The following is a 21448-nucleotide window of genomic DNA, read 5'->3' as shown; positions in this document are numbered from 1 at the left end:
TCTGATGATAGAGATTTGGTATTGGTATTAAACTTATTATAGAAACTCTCTTATAATGTAAGTAGAAAGAACATGCATGTTCCAATACGATTATTGGAGTGGTTCAAAATGGAACAAACACTTGTTATACAAAAGAAGAAGCGTTTTGGATTTTCGCAAGGAATTGGGATTACATTATTAATCGCAATTGCCGCGAAATATTTAGCAGAGCTTCCATTTTTAAATATTATGGGACAATTAGTAATTGCTATTCTAATTGGGATGGTTTGGCGCGCTGCAATTGGAGTTCCTCACGATGCGATAGCAGGAACGAACTTTGCGAGTAAGAAGTTGCTGCGCTTTGGGATCATCTTACTTGGAATGCGATTAAATCTTGTTGATATTGCGAAGGCGGGACCGAAAGTATTGGTCATCGCGGCGGTTGTTATTACATTTACTATTTTTGTTGTATACGGACTAACGAAAGTATTTAAAGTAGAAAAGAAACTTGGGATTTTAACAGCATGCGGTACGGCAATTTGCGGCGCAGCCGCGGTCGTGGCAATTGCACCGCAAGTCAAAGCGAAGGACGATGAAACAGCAGTTGGGGCAGCAATCATCGCGATTTTAGGTACCATATTTACGCTTATTTATACGTTATTATATCCAGTGCTTGGTTTATCTCCGTACGGTTATGGTGTATTCTCAGGTGCGACGCTTCATGAAATCGCTCATGTCATCGCAGCTGCGGCGCCAGGAGGAAGTACTGCTGTAGACATCGCAGTTATTGTGAAGTTAACGCGCGTAGCAATGCTTGTGCCAGTAGCGATTTTAATTGGTCTATGGTTTGGTAAGAGTGAAGGTAGCAAAGAAAAGAAATCGTGGCGCGAACTTCCAATACCATGGTTCATTTTCGGGTTCTTAGCGATGAGTGCAGTGCATTCGCTCGGGATTATTCCAGAAGTTGTTGCGGGATACATTGTTGTTCTTGCTTACATGCTTATCGCAATGGCGATGGCAGGGCTCGGTTTAAATGTAGAGTTTAAAACGTTCCGTAAATTAGGAAGTAAAGCATTTGTGGCGGGGCTGATTGGCTCGGTTTGCTTATCGGTTCTTGGATACGTTCTTGTATATGCGTTAGGATTTATGTAGTAGAGGAGAAAGCTGTTCCCGAAGGTGCTTGGGGACAGCTTTTTCTTATGTTTATAGTAGCGCTACGGATGTCGATATATTTGGAAAATCGCCGATATAAATGGAGTTGCGCTGATATATTTGGGAAATCGCCGATATATTTCAAGTTGCGCTGATATATTTAGAAAGTCGCTGATATAAATTGAATTACTCTTGTACTTTGTTAGAGTAGATGTTCAATGAAACATTTTTCTAAAATTTGTAAAGATATCTTTACTTATAACTGGAAAATATTTATAATTTAAGTAAAGATATCTTTACTTTTGAAGGTGGATCTTATGGGTGTGAAAAATAAAATAAAAGAGTTAAGAAAGCAAAATCATATAACACAAGTTGAAATGGCAAAGGCGATGCAGGTGACGCGGCAGACGATAGTGGCGATTGAAAATCATCATTACAATCCGAGTCTAGAGTTATCTTTAAAAATTGCCAAATATTTTGGGGTGAAGGTGGAGGAAATCTTTACGCTGGAGTAAGGAGAAAGAAAATAAATGATAAGCTTGAGAGATTTCAATTAGAGTAAACGTTTAAATATATAAGGATTGGTTTTGATTTATTAATTAGTATCGCATCAACGAGTGTGTTAGCAACAAGGAATAATAGATAGAAAAAGGGGAACTGGGATGGGATTACCGGTGTTATGTGTCGCTACAGCTATATTTTCGCTTCTTTGGGGAATGCAAAACTTTTCTCGTAATCCAGTGCCGAGTATTTGTATTATGATTGGTACTGTAGGTTTATCGTATTATTTATTATTATTAGCCCATTATCATAAAACGGCAACGAGTGTTGTTGTTGGAGCACTTATTTTATTTTGTGGGCGCGCCATACAAAAGGGGTTATTTCCATAAAAGCTGTTTATACATTTTGTATAAACAGCTTTTTGTATTTTTTTTACAAAAAGCTTGAAAGTTACGTAACGTCATCTTTTATAATGAAAGGGAAGAGGTGATGGTAGTGATTTCAATACAAGAATTGACGAGAGAAACAGGGGTTACAGTACGTACACTACGTTATTATGATCAAATAGATTTATTAAAGCCGAGCGGAAAAACAGAGGGTGGACATCGGTTATATAGTGAAAGTGACGTTATTCGTTTGCAACAAATTTTATTTTTAAAAGAAATGGGATTTTCATTAAAAGAAACTGCGAATATGTTAGTAAAAGGTGAGCTGGATTTAAAAAATTCGCTTGAAAAACAACTTCGGTTTGTACAGGAAGAACAAAAGAAATTTAATCGAATGGAGAGTGTTTTACAAGCAGTTGTTTATTCGGTAGATGTGGAGGGAGAACTCGATTGGAAAGTTATGTTTGAACTGATTCAGCTTTCGAAGCAGTCTCCTCGTATACGTGAAATATTTCAAAATGAAGTATTTTCAAAGGAAGAACAAAAATTGCTTCATAATTTACCAAACATGAGTAAGGAAGATCCGAATGTTTTAGAATGGGTAGATTTATTAAAGCAATTACGCACTTTTATGAAAGACGGTAAAGAAGTTGCTAGTGATGAGGTACAAGGGGCAATGAAGAGATTAATGCAGAAGTGTTTAGAAATGGCCAATGGTGATGAAGCGTTTTTAGATAAGTTATGGGAAGTTAGAAAATCGAAGGAAGATTCACAGAAAATGAGCATGTATCCAATTGAAGAAGAACTTTTAGTGTATATGGATGAGGCTTTTCGTATTTATGATGAAAGGGAGAAGGATAAATGAGCATACTTGCAGAATATCGTTGGTATTTTTTAATTGGGGCAGAAATTGTATTTTGGTTATCAGCTATCGGTTTCTTTTTACTTCGCTACGGATTCCGTTTGAAAAAGGCGAGTTTTATTATGGGAATTGTACTCCTCGTAAATGAAGTGTTTATTTTAACTTTAGGAGTAGTGGACTATTATCAAACAGGAAAGTTCTCTAACTTTCAAATTATTACTGTAATTATTTTATTGTATGCAGTTTTCTACGGGAAAAAGGATTTGAAGAAGCTTGATATATTTGCACAAAAATCAGTTGCGAAATGGCGTAATGAACCGGCGCCTATTATTGAAGAACAGGTAGAATTAACAGGCATGGCCTATGCAAAGCAGGAAATAAAAAATTGGGTATTACATCTTGTTTTATTCGTTGGTGTGCACATATTCTTTTTCTTCGCGTATGGATTTATTCCATTTGAACAATGGGGTAATTGGTTAGAATCGGGAATCGTTTTAAATAAAGCTGCAAGTCGCGTGAGCCAAGTGTGGGCGATTGTATTTTTAGTTGATACAGCAATTTCATTTTCATATGTGATTTTTCCGAAGAAGGAGAAAGGAAAAGAAAAGCTACTTTCATAGTTGAAAGTAGCTTTTCTGGTATACAAATAATTTTTATAGGAGAGGATGACAATAGAAAAAAGAATCAGCTGTATATGTCTATTTCTCTTTAGTTTAGTAGCATGTTCACCATCTAGCACTACAATTGATAAGAAGAATGATGTCATTGTAAAGGGAGTAGGAACTTCCAATCTAGATAAATTCGAACAGTTCGTTATGAACGTTGATCAAGGGGAAGTTGATAAAATAAGAATTGTACAGTATACCGATGAAGGTGACCCGGTTTTTCAAACGTTAGAGCATAGTGGGAAAGATATCCTTTATGTGTTAGATAGTAGACAAGACAAGTTTGCTGGTGACCATAAAGGATTACATAAAGATAGTTGTAAAAGTATTGTTAAAGAGCAGCGCGAATCAGAAAGTACTTATCGGTTAACAGATTGTACGAATGAAGATGGACGCAATGGATATGACTTATTATATGTATCAAAAAAATAGAGTTAGTAGAGGAAGGAAGTATTTACTCCTTCCTTTTTCTATGTGTATATTGTCGAAAACTTTACCGAATATCTGTTCGTTTTTTTAGGTTTTTTATAGGTATTCGTGGTAAAATAATAATACAGATTTTTATGAGGAGGTCGGATTTTCTTGGAACGTCAATTTGAAATTGTCTCAGCGTATTCCCCGCAAGGTGATCAGCCGGTAGCTATAGAGAAGCTTGTAGAGGGAATTAATAGTGGAAAGAAAAAGCAAGTGTTGCTTGGAGCAACAGGAACGGGTAAGACATTTACGATTTCAAATGTCATTAAAGAAGTGCAAAAGCCAACACTTGTTATGGCTCATAATAAAACGTTAGCAGGGCAGTTATATAGTGAGTTGAAAGACTTTTTCCCGAATAATGCAGTTGAATATTTTGTTAGTTACTACGATTATTATCAGCCAGAAGCGTATGTACCACAAACAGATACGTTTATTGAAAAAGATGCGCAGATTAATGATGAAATTGATAAATTGCGTCACTCGGCAACGTCTGCATTATTTGAACGGGACGATGTAATTATTGTTGCGAGTGTTTCTTGTATATATGGCTTAGGTTCTCCAGAAGAATACCGCGAGCTAGTTGTTTCGCTTCGAGTTGGTATGGAAAAAGACCGTAATCAATTGCTTCGTGAACTTGTTGATGTACAGTATGGACGTAATGATATTGATTTCAAGCGTGGTACATTCCGTGTGCGAGGAGATGTAGTTGAAATCTTCCCGGCATCACTTGATGAGCATTGTATTCGAATCGAATTTTTCGGTGATGAAATCGATCGTATTCGTGAAGTAAATGCGTTAACAGGTGAAGTATTAGCAGAACGTGATCATGTAGCAATCTTCCCAGCATCTCACTTCGTTACACGTGAAGAAAAGATGAAGGTCGCTATTGAAAATATCGAAAAAGAATTAGAAGAGCGTTTAAAGGAATTAAATGATAACGGCAAGTTGTTAGAAGCGCAGCGTATAGAACAGCGTACACGTTATGATTTAGAAATGATGCGCGAGATGGGATTTTGTTCAGGTATTGAAAACTACTCCCGTCATTTAACACTTCGTCCAGCGGGGGCAACGCCGTATACGCTATTAGACTATTTCCCGAAAGATTTCTTAATCGTTATGGATGAATCGCACGTATCAGTACCACAAGTAAGAGCGATGTATAACGGGGACCAAGCGCGTAAGCAAGTGCTTGTGGATCATGGATTCCGTCTGCCGTCAGCTTTAGATAATAGACCGCTCACATTCGATGAGTTTGAAGAGAAAACGAATCAAGTTATTTATGTTTCAGCAACGCCAGGACCGTATGAGTTAGAGCAGTCGCCAGAAGTAATAGAACAAATTATTCGTCCAACAGGGCTTTTAGATCCACCAATTGATATACGACCAATTGAAGGGCAAATTGACGATTTATTAGGAGAGATTCAAGATCGTATTGCAAAAAATGAACGTGTATTAATTACGACTTTAACGAAGAAAATGTCAGAGGATTTAACGGATTACTTAAAAGATGTAGGAATTAAAGTTAACTATCTTCACTCTGAAATTAAAACGTTAGAACGTATTGAAATTATCCGCGATCTTCGCCTCGGTAAATTTGATGTACTTGTCGGCATTAACTTATTGCGAGAAGGATTAGATATTCCGGAAGTATCACTTGTAGCTATTTTAGATGCTGATAAGGAAGGGTTCTTGCGTTCAGAACGTTCATTAATTCAAACAATCGGTCGTGCCGCGCGTAATGAAAACGGCCGCGTTATTATGTATGCAGATCGTATAACGAAATCTATGGGAATTGCGATTGAAGAAACGAAGCGTCGTCGTAGTATACAAGAAGCTTACAATGAAGAGCATGGTATTACGCCGAAAACGATTCAAAAAGGCGTTCGTGATGTTATCCGTGCAACGACAGCTGCTGAAGAGACAGAAACATACGAAGCAACTCCTGCTAAGAAAATGACGAAAAAAGAGCGCGAAAAGACAATTGCGAAGATGGAAGCAGAGATGAAAGAAGCAGCAAAAGCGTTAGACTTCGAGCGTGCAGCTGAACTAAGAGATTTACTATTAGAATTAAAAGCGGAAGGGTGAAAAAAGTGAGTAAGAGCAAGGATTTTATCGTTGTAAAAGGTGCTAGAGCACATAACTTAAAAAATATTGATGTAACCATTCCGAGAAATCAGCTTGTCGTTGTAACGGGATTGTCTGGTTCGGGGAAATCATCATTAGCATTTGATACGATTTATGCAGAAGGGCAGCGCAGATACGTAGAATCATTATCTGCGTATGCGCGCCAGTTTTTAGGACAAATGGATAAGCCAGATGTGGACACGATTGAAGGATTGTCACCAGCAATTTCAATCGATCAAAAAACGACGAGTCGTAATCCACGTTCAACTGTCGGAACGGTAACGGAGATTTATGATTACTTACGTTTATTATTTGCACGAATTGGTACGCCAATTTGTCCGAATCATGGCATTGAAATTACGTCACAAACAGTAGAGCAGATGGTAGACCGTGTTCTTGAATATCCTGAACGTACGAAATTACAAGTGTTAGCGCCTATCGTTTCTGGGCGAAAAGGTGCGCATGTAAAAGTACTTGAAGATATTAAGAAGCAAGGTTATGTTCGTGTTCGCGTTGACGGTGAAATGCTTGATGTATCTGAAGATATTGCGTTAGATAAAAACAAGAAGCATTCCATTGAAGTTGTAATTGACCGTATTGTTGTAAAAGAAGGGATCGCAAGCCGTCTTGCTGATTCACTTGAAAGTGCATTAAAGCTTGGCGGGGGACGAGTGTTAATCGATGTTATGGGAGAAGAAGAACTTCTGTTTAGCGAACATCACGCTTGTCCGCATTGTGGTTTTTCAATTGGAGAATTAGAGCCGCGTATGTTCTCATTCAATAGTCCGTTCGGAGCATGTCCTTCTTGTGATGGACTTGGTTCAAAGCTAGAGGTAGATTTAGAGCTTGTTATTCCTAACTGGGATTTATCATTAAATGAACATGCGATTGCGCCTTGGGAACCAACAAGTTCACAATATTACCCACAACTTTTACAATCTGTATGTAATCATTACGGCGTTGATATGGATGTGCCTGTAAAAAATATACCGAAAGATTTATTTGATAAAGTGTTGTACGGAAGCGGGGAAGAGAAAGTTTATTTCCGCTATGTAAATGAATTTGGTCAAGTAAAGGAAAATGAGATTTTATTTGAAGGTGTTATTCCAAACATTGAACGTCGTTATCGTGAAACGAGTTCCGATTACATTCGTGAGCAAATGGAAAAGTATATGGCAGAACAAGCTTGTCCAAAGTGTAAAGGTGGACGCTTAAAGCCTGAGAGTTTAGCTGTATTTGTTGGCAATAAAACGATTGCTGACGTAACGAAGTATTCAGTTCAAGAAGTACAAGAATTCTTCTCGAATGTAGAGCTAACGGAGAAGCAACAAAAAATAGCTCATTTAATTTTAAGAGAAATTCAGGAGCGCGTTGGGTTCTTAGTGAACGTTGGTTTAGATTATTTAACGTTAAGTCGTGCCGCAGGAACTTTATCAGGTGGTGAGGCGCAGCGTATTCGTTTAGCGACGCAAATTGGTTCTCGTCTAACTGGCGTACTTTATATTCTTGATGAGCCTTCAATTGGTTTACACCAGCGTGATAACGATCGTCTTATTCGTACATTGCAAGAAATGCGCGATTTAGGTAATACGTTAATCGTTGTTGAGCATGATGAAGATACGATGATGGCTGCTGACTATTTACTTGATATAGGGCCTGGTGCAGGTATTCACGGTGGACAGGTCGTTTCAGCGGGGACGCCGGCTGAAGTTATGCAAGATGAGAATTCATTAACAGGGAAGTATTTAAGTGGTAAAGAGTTTATTCCAGTTCCACTTGAAAGACGTAAAGGTGATGGACGTAAAGTAGAGATTGTCGGCGCAAAAGAGAATAACTTAAAGAATGCGAAAATGTCATTCCCACTCGGTACGTTTGTAGCGGTAACAGGGGTATCTGGTTCTGGTAAAAGTACGATGATTAATGAAGTATTATATAAATCGTTAGCTCAAAAGTTATATAAAGCGAAAGCGAAGCCAGGTACTCATAAAGAGATTAAAGGTCTTGAACATTTAGATAAGGTAATTGATATTGATCAATCACCAATTGGTCGTACACCACGTTCTAATCCAGCGACGTACACAGGTGTATTCGATGATATTCGTGATGTGTTTGCACAAACGAATGAAGCGAAAGTGCGCGGATATCAAAAAGGACGTTTCAGCTTTAATGTAAAAGGTGGCCGTTGTGAAGCGTGCCGTGGTGATGGAATTATTAAAATTGAAATGCATTTCCTACCAGATGTGTATGTTCCGTGTGAAGTTTGTCACGGTAAACGATATAATCGTGAAACGTTAGAAGTGAAATATAAAGATAAGAATATTTCTGAAGTGTTAGGGATGACAATTGAAGATGGAGTAGAATTCTTCGCCAATATTCCTAAAATTAAGCGTAAACTTCAAACGCTTGTAGATGTTGGGCTTGGTTATATGAAATTAGGTCAACCAGCAACAACATTATCTGGTGGGGAAGCACAGCGTGTGAAATTAGCTTCTGAATTACACCGTCGTTCTACAGGTCGTACGTTATACATTTTAGATGAGCCAACGACTGGTTTGCATGCGCATGATATTGCACGTCTTCTAGAAGTGCTGCAACGTCTTGTTGAGAGCGGTGAGACGGTACTTGTAATTGAACATAATTTAGATGTAATTAAAACAGCTGATTATATCGTTGACCTTGGACCAGAGGGCGGAGATAAAGGTGGACAAATCGTTGCTTCCGGAACGCCAGAGCAAGTAGTGAAAGAAGAACGCTCATACACAGGTAAGTATTTAAAAGAGATTTTAAATCGTGATAAAGCAAGAATGAAAGAGAAAATAAAAGAAGTAGAGTTATCGCAATAAGTTTATTGATGAAAACCGAGTGGAAATGACGCTCGGTTTTTATTTTACGAGGAAAAACTGGTAAGCATGTTAGTAGGTATACAAGCATGAAAGATAGAATAAGTTGATATAAGTGTTTGTATCATACTTGCGTTTATTATCTATTAGCGTATGATGAAATATATATGTTTAAAAGGATGTGTGACGAAATGAGATGGATTGTATCACTTCTTGTAAATAGCGTTGTGTTAATCGCTGTATCGGGACTTTTAAAAGGGATTGCACCAGATGCATTTTACGTAGCAAATATACAAACTGCAATTATTGCTAGTATTATATTGGCGGTTTTAAATGTGTTCGTAAAGCCGTTTTTAATTTTAATTACGCTACCAATTACTGTTGTAACTTTCGGCTTCTTCTTAATTGTTATTAATGCGATTACGTTAAAAATGGCAGATTCATTATTAGGAGATGCTTTTAATATATCAGGATTTGGTGTAGCGATTGTTGCGGCAATTTGTATTTCAATTTTTAATATGATAATTGAAAAGGCAATTGTTGAACCTCTATATGAAAAAAAGAGAAAGTGACAAAAAGAAAAACATTTCATTATTCGTATGAAATGTTTTTTTTTATTTATTAGAAACCGTATTTCTTGTTTCCAGAAAAAAATGGTACAATATCCGATAGAATGGAATTTTACATCAAACGAGACTGAACCCGCAGCGGAGTGGAGGTTTATACATATGCCGAAAGTAAGGACAAAAGATTTAATTGAACAATTTCAATTGGAGTTAATCAGTGGTGAAGAAGGCATTCATCGTCCGATTGATACAAGTGATTTATCACGACCGGGAATTGAAATGGCAGGATTTTTTACATATTATCCAGCAGATCGTGTGCAGCTTCTTGGAAAGACGGAGCTTACGTTCTTTGACACGTTAACGTCAGAGCAAAAACAAGAGAGAATGAAAGCGCTTTGTACTGAGGAGACGCCATGTATTATTGTAACTCGTAATCAAGATGTACCAGATGAGTTATTACAAGCATCACGTGAATCAGGTATGCCTTTATTACGTTCTTCTCAAACGACAACTAGATTATCAAGTCGTTTAACAAACTATTTAGAAGGTAAGTTAGCACCAACAACTGCTGTTCATGGTGTGTTAGTAGATATTTACGGTGTTGGTGTTTTAATTACAGGTCAAAGTGGTGTTGGTAAAAGTGAGACAGCTCTTGAGCTTGTAAAGCGTGGTCACCGTCTTGTTGCGGATGATAGTGTAGAAATTCGTCAAGAAGATGAAGACATGTTAGTCGGAAGCTCACCAGATTTAATCGAGCATTTATTAGAAATTCGTGGTCTAGGTATTATTAACGTTATGACGTTATTCGGTGCAGGGGCAGTACGAAATTACAAGCGTATTACACTTGTTATTAATCTTGAAATTTGGGATCAAAAGAAAAATTACGATCGCTTAGGTCTTGATGAAGAGAAAATGAAAATTATTGATACAGAGCTTACGAAGATTACACTTCCAGTTCGTCCTGGTCGAAACTTGGCTGTTATTATTGAAGTAGCAGCGATGAACTTCCGTTTAAAACGTATGGGAGTCAATGCAGCACAGCAGTTCTCTGAACGATTAATGAGTGCAATTGAGTTAGGAAATCAGGAGTAAACTTTGGAGAGGGAGGTCATATACATATGCTGTTAGCTTCTGTACCACAGCTTGACCGTGTAGCTATCCAACTTGGGCCATTTCCTGTGTATTGGTACGGGATTATTATCGGTACAGGTGTGCTATTAGGTCTTTGGCTGGCAACTCGCGAGGGAGAAAGGCTAGGTATTCCAAAAGATACATTTGTTGACCTTGTATTAATTGCAGTACCGATCGCTATTCTTTTTGCGAGAATGTACTATGTTATTTTTGAATGGGAATATTACGCACAAAATCCGAGTCAAATTATTAATATTCGTCAAGGTGGTTTGGCGATTCATGGTGGTTTAATCGGGGCTGTTATTACAGGTGTTCTTTTTGCGAAACGACGCGGACTTTCTTTCTGGAAGTTGGCTGATATTGCTGCACCAAGTATTTTACTAGGACAAGCAATTGGCCGATGGGGAAACTTTATGAACCAAGAGGCGCATGGTGATGAAGTAACGAGACAGTTTTTAGAAGGTCTTCATTTACCGGATTTTATTATTAATCAAATGTATATTGAGGGTGTGTACTATCATCCGACGTTTTTATATGAATCATTATGGAATTTTGCAGGCGTAATTTTACTACTTGCATTAAGAAAAGTGAATTTACGTCGCGGGGAATTATTCTTCACATATTTAATTTGGTATTCAGTAGGACGCTTCTTCGTAGAAGGCTTACGTACAGATAGTTTAATGCTAGGACCACTTCGTATCGCACAAGTAATGTCAATTGGACTTGTTGTTATTTCTATTATTTTCATTATTGTGAGACGAAAAATGGGGCAAGCTGATAAAAGATATTTAGAAAATTAGAGACAAGTAGCATCTTATTATAAGATGCTGCTTCTTTCATATTCAGGAAGGCGAAAGGACTAAGGCGATGAGAATAAATACAGTTTTATTTGATTTAGATGGAACTTTAATTAATACAAACGAACTTATTATTTCTTCTTTTTTACATACTTTAAATACATATTATCCAAATCAATATAAGCGTGAAGATGTATTGCCATTTATCGGTCCATCTTTGCATGATACTTTCAGTAAGATTGATGAAAGTAAGGTTGAAGAGATGATTACAAGTTATCGCGAATTTAACCATGATCATCATGATGAATTAGTAGAAGAATATGAAACTGTATATGAAACAGTTCGAGAGTTGAAGAAGCAAGGTTATAAAGTTGGTATTGTTACAACGAAAGCGAGACAAACCGTTGAGATGGGATTACAGTTGTCAAAGCTTGATGAATTTTTTGATGTTGTCGTGACAATTGATGATGTAGAGCATGTGAAACCACATCCAGAGCCACTTCAAAAAGCGCTTGAATTATTAGATGCAAAACCAGAAGAAGCATTGATGGTTGGGGATAATCATCATGATATTGTCGGTGGTCAAAATGCGGGGACGAAAACAGCTGCGGTTTCATGGACGTTGAAAGGTAGAGCGTATTTAGAGGCTTACAAGCCGGACTTTATGCTAGATAAAATGAGTGATTTGCTACCGATTTTGTCTAATATGAACCGTTCATAAAGGTCCAAGTAAGTTAGTAGAGGAGCGAGCTAAGTGCGACGGACAACGCGCTATCCTGTTTCAGGAGAAAATTCATTATGGAATGTGTATAAAACAGTGTCTTTTTGGAAGGTAATGAAAAACTTTATTATTATCCAAATTGCACGTTACACGCCATTTTTATCTGTGAAGAATTGGTTGTACCGCACTTTTTTACGGATGAAAGTAGGAAAGAAAACATCATTTGCGCTTATGGTAATGCCGGATATTATGTTCCCAGAAAAGATAACTGTGGGAGAGAATTCGATTATTGGCTATAACACAACGCTTTTAGCACATGAATATTTAATTCGTGAATATCGACTTGGAGAAATCGTCATTGGAAATGAAGTGATGATTGGAGCGAATGTAACAATATTACCAGGTGTGAAAATTGGAGACGGTGCGACTGTTTCAGCTGGCACACTTGTTCATAGAGATGTACCGAGCGGTGCTTTCGTAGGTGGAAATCCAATGCGTATTATTTATACGAAAGAGCAAATGACCGCCAGAGAAGGTTCATGGTGAAAATGTAACATTTCTCCTCTTTTTTTATGAATAAAAAGGAAATAATTGAGTATAATATACTGTTTTGTTTTTTACGGAATCGTTTATACTTATAGATAGAAGAATGTGTGAACGAAGAAAACAAAAAACTGGAGGATATATGGGGAAAAATCAAAGGATATATAAGGAGAACGGACAAGTTATCTCTTTTAATCAATTAGCGGACTTCTTTTATAAAAAAGGGATGAGAGCTTACAAAGGACAAAAATTGCAAGATGCAATTAAATATTTTCGAAGAGCGGCACAAAGTGAGAAGGAGCCGTTTATTTTATGTCAATTAGCAACAGTATTATCTGAGGCTGGTGAATATCAAGAGTCGAATCAAACCTTCTTAAAGTTAGTTAGATCTAATCCTGAACTTGAACAGTGCTATTATTTTATTGCAAATAATTATGCATATATGGGGTTATTTCAACAGGCGAAGAAATATGCGGATCGCTATTTAGAAGTTGCAAAAGAGAAGGAATTCGTAGAAGATACATTAGAACTTCTAGAGATTATGGAAGAAGAAGCAATGGGTGCGGAAGAGATTGAAGATGAAGATGATTTAATTGTTATGCAGGAAGAAGCGAATCGTTATATTCGTAATGGACAATTAGAAGAAGCAATTGCTACATTAGAAATTGTTACGAAAGATTATCCGGAATTTTGGTCAGGTCATAATAATTTAGCCATTGCACATTTTCAATCGGGTAATGTAGACAAAGCGCTGAAGTTAACAGAAATGATTTTAGAGAAAAATCCTGGTAATATACATGCGCTTTGTAATACACTTATTTTTCTATATTCAATTGGAGAGCATAAACAAGTAGAAGCATTAGCGGGACAGCTAGTTTCAGTATATCCAATTTCATTTGAACATCGTTTGAAACTGGGAACTACACTTGCAACAATTGGTTATTTCGAGCATGCATATAAATGGTTCAAACTATTAAAGCGTCAAGGATATGAGGGAGACGTTAGTTTTTATTATTGGTTTGCATATTCTGCTTATATGGTGAAAGATCAGCAACTAGCTGAAAAAATGTGGCAATATGTCGTGGAATTGCATCCTGATAAAAAGGGAAAAGAACCGTGGAATGCGCTGAATTTAGCAGATGAAGGACAAAACGTGTTATTTGAAGAATTACGAAAATCATTTCAGCAAAGTGCGACGCTAGAAGAACAAATGCTAGCTTTATATTTAATGAATGAATTGTCAACGCCGGAGAAGGTGGGATTCTTCTTTGATATAACGCAAGCGAAGAACGGTGTTCCCATCGTATCACAACTTGCAAAGTACTTCTTTTTACTTAATAGTCATAAGAGTATTCCAGCTGATTTACAGCAATTTGAGCAGTGCGCGAGAATCGCGGATGCATTATACAATTATACGAAAAAAGATGATGAATTAATTGAAGAGTGTTTACACTTTTGGTTTTGTACGTTCATACGTTTATATACATCTGGAGACATATTTACAAATGTGTACGGCTGGTCAGCTGCGATTGAATACATTGTACGCGGCGAACAAGGAAATAAAATGACACAGTCGGAGCTTGGAGATGTATATAATGTATCTGTAGCGACTGTCCGAAAGTATGTGCAAGCTGTTAAGCGTACGCACACATAAGATAAGCAAATCATTGGGAAAAAAATGATGCTAACAGTATAATGAGGGTAACTTAATTGTGTAGGAATGGATAGGAGTGAATAGTGTGTCAGAAGAAAAAATTTATGATGTCGTTATTATTGGTGCAGGACCAGCTGGTATGACAGCTGCAGTATATACATCTCGTGCAAATTTAAGCACATTAATGCTTGAGCGTGGTATTCCAGGTGGCCAAATGGCAAACACGGAAGATGTAGAAAACTACCCAGGTTATGAGTCTATTTTAGGACCAGATTTATCAAATAAAATGTTCGAGCATGCGAAGAAATTTGGTGCTGAATATGCATACGGTGATGTGAAAGAAGTCATCGATGGTAAGGAATACAAAACAATTATTGCTGGTAAAAAAGAATATAAAGCACGTGCAATTATCGTTGCAAGCGGTGCAGAGTATAAAAAAATTGGTGTACCGGGTGAAACAGAACTTGGCGGCCGCGGTGTATCATATTGTGCAGTATGTGACGGAGCATTCTTTAAAGGAAAAGAACTTATCGTAATTGGCGGCGGAGATTCTGCTGTTGAAGAGGGTGTGTTCTTAACGCGCTTCGCATCAAAAGTAACGATCGTTCACCGTCGTGACACGCTTCGTGCACAGAAAATTTTACAAGACCGTGCTTTCCAAAACGAAAAAGTAGATTTCATTTGGAACCACACGATAAAAGAAATCAACGAAGCAAGTGGTAAAGTAGGAAGTGTAACACTTGTGGACGTAAATAGTGGAGAAGAGAAAGAAGTCAAAACTGACGGCGTATTCGTATACATCGGTATGTTACCTTTATCAAAACCATTTGTTGAACTAGGTATTACAAATGAAAATGGTTACCTTGAAACGAACGAGCGTATGGAAACGAAAATTCCTGGTATTTTCGCAGCTGGTGATGTTCGTGAAAAAATGCTTCGTCAAATTGTAACTGCAACAGGTGACGGTAGTATTGCAGCGCAAAGTGCACAACATTACGTAGAAGAACTATTAGAGGAATTAAAAACTGTATCAGAAAAATAAGGGATAATATACCTTGTGAGAAGAAAGCTACCGACAGGAGCTTTCTTCTTTTTTTGTGTGAAAATGTCAAAGTTTTGTCAAAAAATATAAGGATTATAAGCTTTCTTATTGATATACTGGACTTTACGGAAAAAATCACTATAAGAAATGAGGAATTTATTCAGTATGGAATGGCGTAATATATATCGTGGATTTTGTATGGGCGTTAGTGATTTAATTCCTGGTGTGAGCGGCGGTACAATCGCTGTTGTGTTAGGGATTTATGAACAATTGCTTGCGGCAATTAGTGGATTCTTTAGTCGTGAATGGAAAAAACATTTAGGATTTTTAATTCCACTTGCAGCTGGTGTGGCAGCGGCATTTTTAACGTTAAGTCACGTTATTAAATATTTACTTGCAAATCATTATGAACCGACTCAATTTTTCTTCCTCGGTTTAATTATTAGTATATTACCGATGTTAATGAGGGAAGCTGATGCAAAGTCGTCGTTTAAAGGTAAGCACATCGTTTTATTAATAGTTGCAGCAATTCTTGTTGCGATTACAGCTTTCTTTAAACCAGATAAGGCAGCAGATCCAATTACGACGTTAACAATTTTAAATGCAATTGGTTTATTTTTCGCAGGATGGATGGCTAGCATGGCCATGCTGCTTCCTGGAATTAGTGGATCGTTTATTTTATTAATTATTGGTGTGTATCCAACAGCAATTAACGCTTTAACTACACTTAACTTACCTTTAATCGTGGTTATCGGTGCTGGTGTTATGGTTGGATTTGTTGTAAGTAGTAAAGGCATTAGTTTTTTATTAGATCGTTATAAAAGTATGACATTTGCGGCAATTATTGGACTTGTAATCGGTTCGATTGTAATTGTATTCCCTGGGATTCCGACTGGTGGATTTTCAATTATAAGTTCAATCATTACCTTTATTTTAGGATTTGCGATTGTTACTTATTTCGGTAAGAAATAAGGGCTTTAATCCCCTTGGCGATAAAAATCGTTAAGGGGATTTTTCATGCTATTCATTCAAAGTATAAGCATTTACATTGCTTGTTATAGAAAGCTTTTTTAAAATTGCTGAGTAGCATATGCTTAGCGAAAGAGGACTGGCTCCTTCGTTGTAGCAAACTGTTTTTGATAGTATAATGAAAGAAGTATGCAGTGAGAAATTTTACTGCAAGTAGCTGAGGTGAAGAAACATGCAAAGAGTGACAAACTGTGTGTTAATTAGAGATAATGAAGTACTCTTACTCCAAAAACCTCGCCGAAATTGGTGGGTTGCACCAGGCGGGAAAATGGAGCGTGGTGAGACTGTAAGAGATTCCGTTGTTCGCGAGTATCGTGAAGAAACAGGTATTTATTTGAAAAACCCAGCGTTAAAGGGGGTCTTCACCTTTGTCATCCAAGAAGGTGATAAAGTTGTTTCTGAATGGATGATGTTCTCCTTTTTAGCGACAGATTTTGCAGGAGAAAACAAACTAGAGAGCGAAGAAGGCATCATTGGTTGGCATACATTTGATAAAATTGATGATTTAGCAATGGCGCCAGGAGATTATCACATTATTGATTATTTAATTAAAGGAAATGGCATAATCTACGGTACATTTGTATATACCCCAGATTTTGAGTTGCTTTCATATCGATTAGATCCGAGTTAAACCGTCAAGGAGAGGATACAATGACAGAGAATAATGATATAAAAATGGTAATTATTACAGGGATGTCTGGAGCCGGAAAAACAGTAGCTTTACAAAGTTTTGAAGATTTAGGATATTTTTGTGTGGATAATTTACCACCGATGTTATTGCCAAAGTTTATTGAGCTTATGGCGGATTCAAAAGGGAAAATGAATAAAGTGGCACTTGGTATTGATTTACGTGGCCGCGAGTTTTTCGAACATTTATGGGGAGCACTTGATGATTTATCAGAACGTACATGGATTATTCCTCATATTTTATTTTTAGATGCGAAAGATAGTACGCTTGTAACTCGTTATAAAGAAACGAGACGTTCGCATCCACTTGCACCAACTGGTTTGCCGTTAAAGGGAATCGAAGCAGAGCGTAATTTATTAACAGATATGAAGGCACGAGCGAATATTGTGCTTGATACATCGGATTTAAAACCGAAAGAATTACGTGAAAAAATTGTTCACTTGTTCTCAACAGAAACTGAGCAAGCATTTCGTGTAAATGTTATGTCATTTGGATTTAAGTACGGTATTCCAATTGATGCAGATTTAGTATTTGATGTTCGTTTTTTACCAAATCCATATTACATTCCACATATGAAGCCATTAACAGGACTAGATGAAGAAGTTTCTTCGTATGTACTGAAATTTAATGAGACACATAAGTTTTTAGAGAAGTTGACGGATCTGATTACTTTCATGCTGCCTCATTATAAAAGAGAAGGCAAAAGTCAACTTGTAATTGCAATTGGATGTACAGGTGGACAGCATCGTTCTGTTACGCTTACAGAATACCTTGGGAAACATTTGAAACCAGAGTATAGTGTTCATGTATCTCATCGTGATGTGGAGAAGAGAAAGGGCCATTAAGGGATGAAAAAAGAGAGAAAGCCTAAAATTGTCATCATGGGAGGCGGAACTGGACTCTCTGTTTTATTAAGGGGATTAAAGCAATATCCTGTTGATATTACAGCAGTTGTTACAATTGCTGATGATGGTGGCAGTTCGGGTAGATTACGTGATGAGCTAGAAATTCCACCTCCAGGTGACATCCGTAACGTACTTGTTGCGTTATCGGATGTAGAGCCACTGGTGGAAGCTTTATTTCAGCACCGTTTCACAACAGGAGACGGACTGAAAGGTCATGCGTTAGGAAATCTATTGTTGGCAGGTATGACCTCGATTACAGGAGACTTTTTCCATGCAATTACAGAAACAAGTAAAGTATTAAATGTCAGAGGACGTGTATTACCAGCAGCGAATCAAAGTGCGGTACTTCATGCGGAACTTGAAGATGGGGAAATTGTAACAGGTGAATCAAAGATTCCTTATTACGGAAAGAAGATTAATCGTGTCTTTTTAACTCCAGAAGATGTAGAGCCATTGCATGAAACGTTGGCTGAGATTAAACGAGCTGATTTACTTGTTTTCGGTCCTGGAAGTTTGTATACGAGTATATTGCCCAATTTAGTTGTTAACAAAATTGGAGACGCTGTTCTTGCTGCAAAGGCGAAGAAGGTATATGTATGTAACGTTATGACACAAGCGGGTGAAACGATGGGATATACTGCTTTTGATCATGTGCAGGCGTTACACGATCATTTAGGGCAACCATTTATCAATACTGCAATTGTAAATAACCGTGAGATTCCTTGTGAATTACGCAAGTCATATGAGGAAGAAATGTCTACACCAGTTGTAGTGGATGAAGAACGTTTAGTTGAAAATAATATTGATGTTATTCAAGAGGGATTAGCGAAGTATGATGATCATGTTGTAAGGCATGATACGTTAAAGTTAGCGTCCATTTTATATTCATTGTTATAAATATGCGTTGCCTCGTTTGAGGTAGCGCTCCTCATTCATATAGGACAAGAATTTTGTTCCATAATAATCGTATAAGGAGGTGTTGACTGTGTCATTTGCATCAGAAACAAAGAAAGAGTTGACGAATCTTGAGATGAAGGAATGCTGTGAGAAAGCAGAATTATCAGCGTTACTTCGAATGAACGGGTCGCTTTCTTTTTCAAACCGTCGTCTATCTATCGATATTCAAACGGAAAATGCGGCAATTGCAAGAAGGATTTATACGCTTTTGAAAAAAGGATATGACGTGACGGTAGAATTGCTTGTCCGTAAAAAAATGCGCTTGAAGAAAAATAATGTATATATTGTGCGGCTTGTTGAGAAGTCTCGCGAAATATTAGCTGATCTTCATATCGTTCGAGATGACTTTTCATTTATTCGAAATATATCACAAGAATTGATTGAGAAGAAATGTTGTAAACGATCGTACTTACGTGGCGCATTTTTAGCAGGTGGTTCAGTAAATAACCCAGAAACATCATCTTATCATTTAGAAATCTTTTCGTTATATAAGGAACATAATGATGCTATATGTGAACTGATGAACGGATTTGATTTAAATAGTAAGACGTTGGAAAGAAGAAAAGGGTACATTACGTATTTGAAAGAAGCAGAAAAAATTACAGAGTTTTTAAATATTATAGGTGCTCATAATGCACTTTTAAGATTTGAAGATATTCGAATCGTACGTGATATGCGTAATTCTGTAAATCGTTTAGTGAACTGCGAAACAGCTAATTTAAATAAAACAATTGGTGCAGCACTAAGACAGATTGAAAATATTCGTTATATTGATGAGACAGTTGGTCTTGATATTTTGCCGGATAAATTACAAGAGATTGCACAATTACGAAGAGATTATCAAGATGTAACATTGAAAGAGTTAGGTGAGATGGTATCCGGGGGGAAGATTAGTAAGTCGGGTATTAATCATCGTTTGCGTAAAATCGATGAAATCGCAGAGAAATTACGCGCGGGGGAAACGTTAGTAAAAAAATAAGAGGTTAAAGGGGAAATGGAGCTGTGGTTCAAAAACGAGTTCAGGTTTCATTAAAAAACGGTTTACAAGCACGTCCGGCTGCGTTGTTTGTACAAGAGGCAAATCGCTTTCATGCAGATATCTTCATCGAGAAAGATGGAAAGACAGTAAATGCAAAGAGCATAATGGGGATTATGAGCTTAGCAATTGGAACTGGAAGCATGATAACAATTACAACAGAAGGTTCAGATGCAGAAGAGGCTTTAGAAGCATTAGCTGCATATGTACAATAAGAAGCTATCGCGTATATGCGATAGCTTTTTGTTTTGTTGTTTGTGCTGATTAGCGGGGAGGGGTATTTAGCTGGTTTGTCCTTGTCGGAGATTGTCGGTAAATCGATATGTTGTGTCGAACCGTTGATATATTAAAAAAATCGTTGATATAATTTAAGTTTTGTTCGATATAATTGAAAAATCGTTGATATATTTAGAGGGATACTGGATGGGGTATGTGAGCGGGGAACAATATATAAAAGAAGCGCCCAATTATAGGGCGCTTCCACTTTTAGTTATATCCAGCTCCAGCGGCTAGAATCTCCGGTCGCTTCGCCCCTTCATTCGAGGCAAAAAGCGCCTCGGAATCAGGTGCTCCATCGCCCTGCGATTCTGAACGAGCCGCTTCCGCTTTTAAGTATTAACGATTTGTAAAGATCTTATCGATTAAACCGTATTCTAAAGCTTTTTCTGCTGTCATGAAGTTGTCGCGGTCTGTGTCGCGTTGTAGTACTTCAAGTGGTTGACCTGTGCGGTCAGCAAGAATTTGGTTTAGTTTTTCACGTAAGAATAGGATACGTTTAGCAGCGATTTCGATTTCAGTCGCTTGACCTTGTGCCCCGCCAAGTGGTTGGTGAATCATTACTTCACTGTTTGGAAGTGCATAACGTTTTCCTTTTTCACCTGCTGCAAGTAAGAATGCACCCATAGATGCAGCCATACCGATACAGATTGTTGATACTTGCGGTTTAATAAACTGCATTGTATCGTAGATTGCCATACCTGCTGTGATAGAACCACCAGGGCTGTTGATGTAGATGTGAATATCTTTTTCTGGATCTTGAGATTCCAAGAATAAAAGCTGGGAAACGATTGAGTTAGCTACGTTGTCATCAATTGCGCTACCAAGCATAATGATGCGGTCTTTTAATAGTCGAGAGTAAATATCGTAAGCGCGTTCTCCACGATTTGTTTGTTCAATTACTGTAGGAATTAAATTCATCTGTTATTTCCTCCTTCAAAAGCTTTCTTAGTCTTATAATACAATTATGGTCAATAAAGGTCAAACGAAACCACTTTAAATCAAAAAAATATGTAGTTGTACCATGAAATATTCGCTATGTTTTTGAAATTCCCTGCTTATGTATCTTCAACATCATAACCGAATTACATAAATTTAAACGTTACGAAAACTGGAGAAA

General features: G+C 37.4%; 22 protein-coding genes. 21 read left to right on the top strand and 1 reads right to left on the bottom strand.

The genetic code is table 11. The features are described from left to right. Positions 1–108 precede the first annotated feature (108 nt). From BLT20_RS24315 to BLT20_RS24215, 21 genes are all read left to right on the top strand, one after another. Complete coding sequence (locus BLT20_RS24315; protein WP_000438432.1) at positions 109–1131, top strand: YeiH family protein; 1023 nt, start codon at positions 109–111, stop codon at positions 1129–1131. Positions 1132–1448: 317 nt separating this feature from the next. Then, positions 1449–1646, top strand: a complete 198-nt coding sequence (locus tag BLT20_RS24310; protein WP_000538364.1) for a helix-turn-helix transcriptional regulator — start codon at positions 1449–1451, stop codon at positions 1644–1646. A 147-nt stretch (positions 1647–1793) separates the two neighbouring features. Next, positions 1794–2021 carry a hypothetical protein gene (locus BLT20_RS24305; protein WP_000524139.1) on the top strand — a complete coding sequence of 76 codons (228 nt, stop codon included), beginning with the start codon at positions 1794–1796 and terminating at the stop codon, positions 2019–2021. Positions 2022–2121: 100 nt separating this feature from the next. Then, the gene (locus tag BLT20_RS24300) at positions 2122–2883 is read left to right on the top strand and encodes a MerR family transcriptional regulator (protein WP_000260346.1); all 762 of its coding nucleotides are present in this window, start codon (positions 2122–2124) and stop codon (positions 2881–2883) included. Beyond that, complete coding sequence (locus BLT20_RS24295) at positions 2880–3500, top strand: hypothetical protein (RefSeq protein ID WP_000025211.1); 621 nt, start codon at positions 2880–2882, stop codon at positions 3498–3500. Before BLT20_RS24300 ends, BLT20_RS24295 begins: the two co-directional genes overlap by 4 nt. A 45-nt stretch (positions 3501–3545) precedes the next feature. Next, complete coding sequence (locus BLT20_RS24290; protein WP_000151273.1) at positions 3546–3977, top strand: DUF4362 domain-containing protein; 432 nt, start codon at positions 3546–3548, stop codon at positions 3975–3977. 150 nt (positions 3978–4127) lie between these two features. Then, positions 4128–6104: an excinuclease ABC subunit B gene (gene uvrB, locus BLT20_RS24285; protein WP_000441059.1), complete on the top strand. Its 1977-nt coding sequence runs from the start codon at positions 4128–4130 to the stop codon at positions 6102–6104. A gap of 5 nt (positions 6105–6109) precedes the next feature. Continuing rightward, positions 6110–8986: an excinuclease ABC subunit UvrA gene (uvrA, locus tag BLT20_RS24280; RefSeq protein ID WP_000045572.1), complete on the top strand. Its 2877-nt coding sequence runs from the start codon at positions 6110–6112 to the stop codon at positions 8984–8986. Between the two features lie 188 nt (positions 8987–9174). Further along, the gene (locus BLT20_RS24275) at positions 9175–9555 is read left to right on the top strand and encodes a phage holin family protein (RefSeq protein WP_001267313.1); all 381 of its coding nucleotides are present in this window, start codon (positions 9175–9177) and stop codon (positions 9553–9555) included. A gap of 156 nt (positions 9556–9711) precedes the next feature. Further along, positions 9712–10641 carry an HPr(Ser) kinase/phosphatase gene (gene hprK / locus BLT20_RS24270; RefSeq protein ID WP_001127250.1) on the top strand — a complete coding sequence of 310 codons (930 nt, stop codon included), beginning with the start codon at positions 9712–9714 and terminating at the stop codon, positions 10639–10641. Between the two features lie 26 nt (positions 10642–10667). Beyond that, a complete protein-coding gene (gene lgt / locus BLT20_RS24265) occupies positions 10668–11480 on the top strand; it encodes a prolipoprotein diacylglyceryl transferase (RefSeq protein WP_000922849.1) in 813 nt (270 codons plus the stop codon). 67 nt (positions 11481–11547) lie between these two features. Continuing rightward, the gene (gene ppaX, locus BLT20_RS24260) at positions 11548–12198 is read left to right on the top strand and encodes a pyrophosphatase PpaX (protein WP_001222403.1); all 651 of its coding nucleotides are present in this window, start codon (positions 11548–11550) and stop codon (positions 12196–12198) included. A 33-nt stretch (positions 12199–12231) separates the two neighbouring features. Continuing rightward, complete coding sequence (locus BLT20_RS24255; protein ID WP_001255070.1) at positions 12232–12744, top strand: acyltransferase; 513 nt, start codon at positions 12232–12234, stop codon at positions 12742–12744. A gap of 139 nt (positions 12745–12883) precedes the next feature. After that, positions 12884–14395, top strand: a complete 1512-nt coding sequence (locus BLT20_RS24250; RefSeq protein WP_000517741.1) for a tetratricopeptide repeat protein — start codon at positions 12884–12886, stop codon at positions 14393–14395. Positions 14396–14480: 85 nt separating this feature from the next. Beyond that, positions 14481–15437, top strand: coding sequence for a thioredoxin-disulfide reductase (gene trxB / locus BLT20_RS24245; protein WP_001288078.1), 957 nt, complete (start codon positions 14481–14483; stop codon positions 15435–15437). Positions 15438–15602: 165 nt separating this feature from the next. Next, positions 15603–16409, top strand: coding sequence for a DUF368 domain-containing protein (locus tag BLT20_RS24240; RefSeq protein WP_000455196.1), 807 nt, complete (start codon positions 15603–15605; stop codon positions 16407–16409). Positions 16410–16638: 229 nt separating this feature from the next. Continuing rightward, positions 16639–17097 (top strand): NUDIX hydrolase, encoded by a 459-nt coding sequence (locus BLT20_RS24235; protein WP_001190080.1) that lies wholly within the window; start codon positions 16639–16641, stop codon positions 17095–17097. A 20-nt stretch (positions 17098–17117) separates the two neighbouring features. After that, complete coding sequence (rapZ, locus tag BLT20_RS24230; RefSeq protein ID WP_000138459.1) at positions 17118–17999, top strand: RNase adapter RapZ; 882 nt, start codon at positions 17118–17120, stop codon at positions 17997–17999. Positions 18000–18002: 3 nt separating this feature from the next. Next, on the top strand, positions 18003–18956 hold the full coding sequence (gene yvcK, locus BLT20_RS24225) for a gluconeogenesis factor YvcK family protein (RefSeq protein ID WP_000712189.1): 954 nt from the start codon (positions 18003–18005) through the stop codon (positions 18954–18956). Between the two features lie 88 nt (positions 18957–19044). Next, positions 19045–19995, top strand: coding sequence for a DNA-binding protein WhiA (whiA, locus tag BLT20_RS24220; RefSeq protein ID WP_000006558.1), 951 nt, complete (start codon positions 19045–19047; stop codon positions 19993–19995). A gap of 23 nt (positions 19996–20018) precedes the next feature. Next, on the top strand, positions 20019–20267 hold the full coding sequence (locus tag BLT20_RS24215) for an HPr family phosphocarrier protein (protein ID WP_000250307.1): 249 nt from the start codon (positions 20019–20021) through the stop codon (positions 20265–20267). Positions 20268–20667: 400 nt separating this feature from the next. On the opposite strand, the gene clpP is transcribed toward BLT20_RS24215, so the two are convergent. Then, complete coding sequence (gene clpP / locus BLT20_RS24210; RefSeq protein ID WP_001049162.1) at positions 20668–21249, bottom strand: ATP-dependent Clp endopeptidase proteolytic subunit ClpP; 582 nt, start codon at positions 21247–21249, stop codon at positions 20668–20670. Positions 21250–21448: the final 199 nt, after the last annotated feature.

Origin of the sequence: Bacillus sp. cl96 (assembly GCF_900100505.1) — a bacterium.
In the GTDB taxonomy this organism is placed as follows: domain Bacteria; phylum Bacillota; class Bacilli; order Bacillales; family Bacillaceae_G; genus Bacillus_A; species Bacillus_A cereus.
This window is presented reverse-complemented; position numbering and strand designations above follow the sequence as displayed.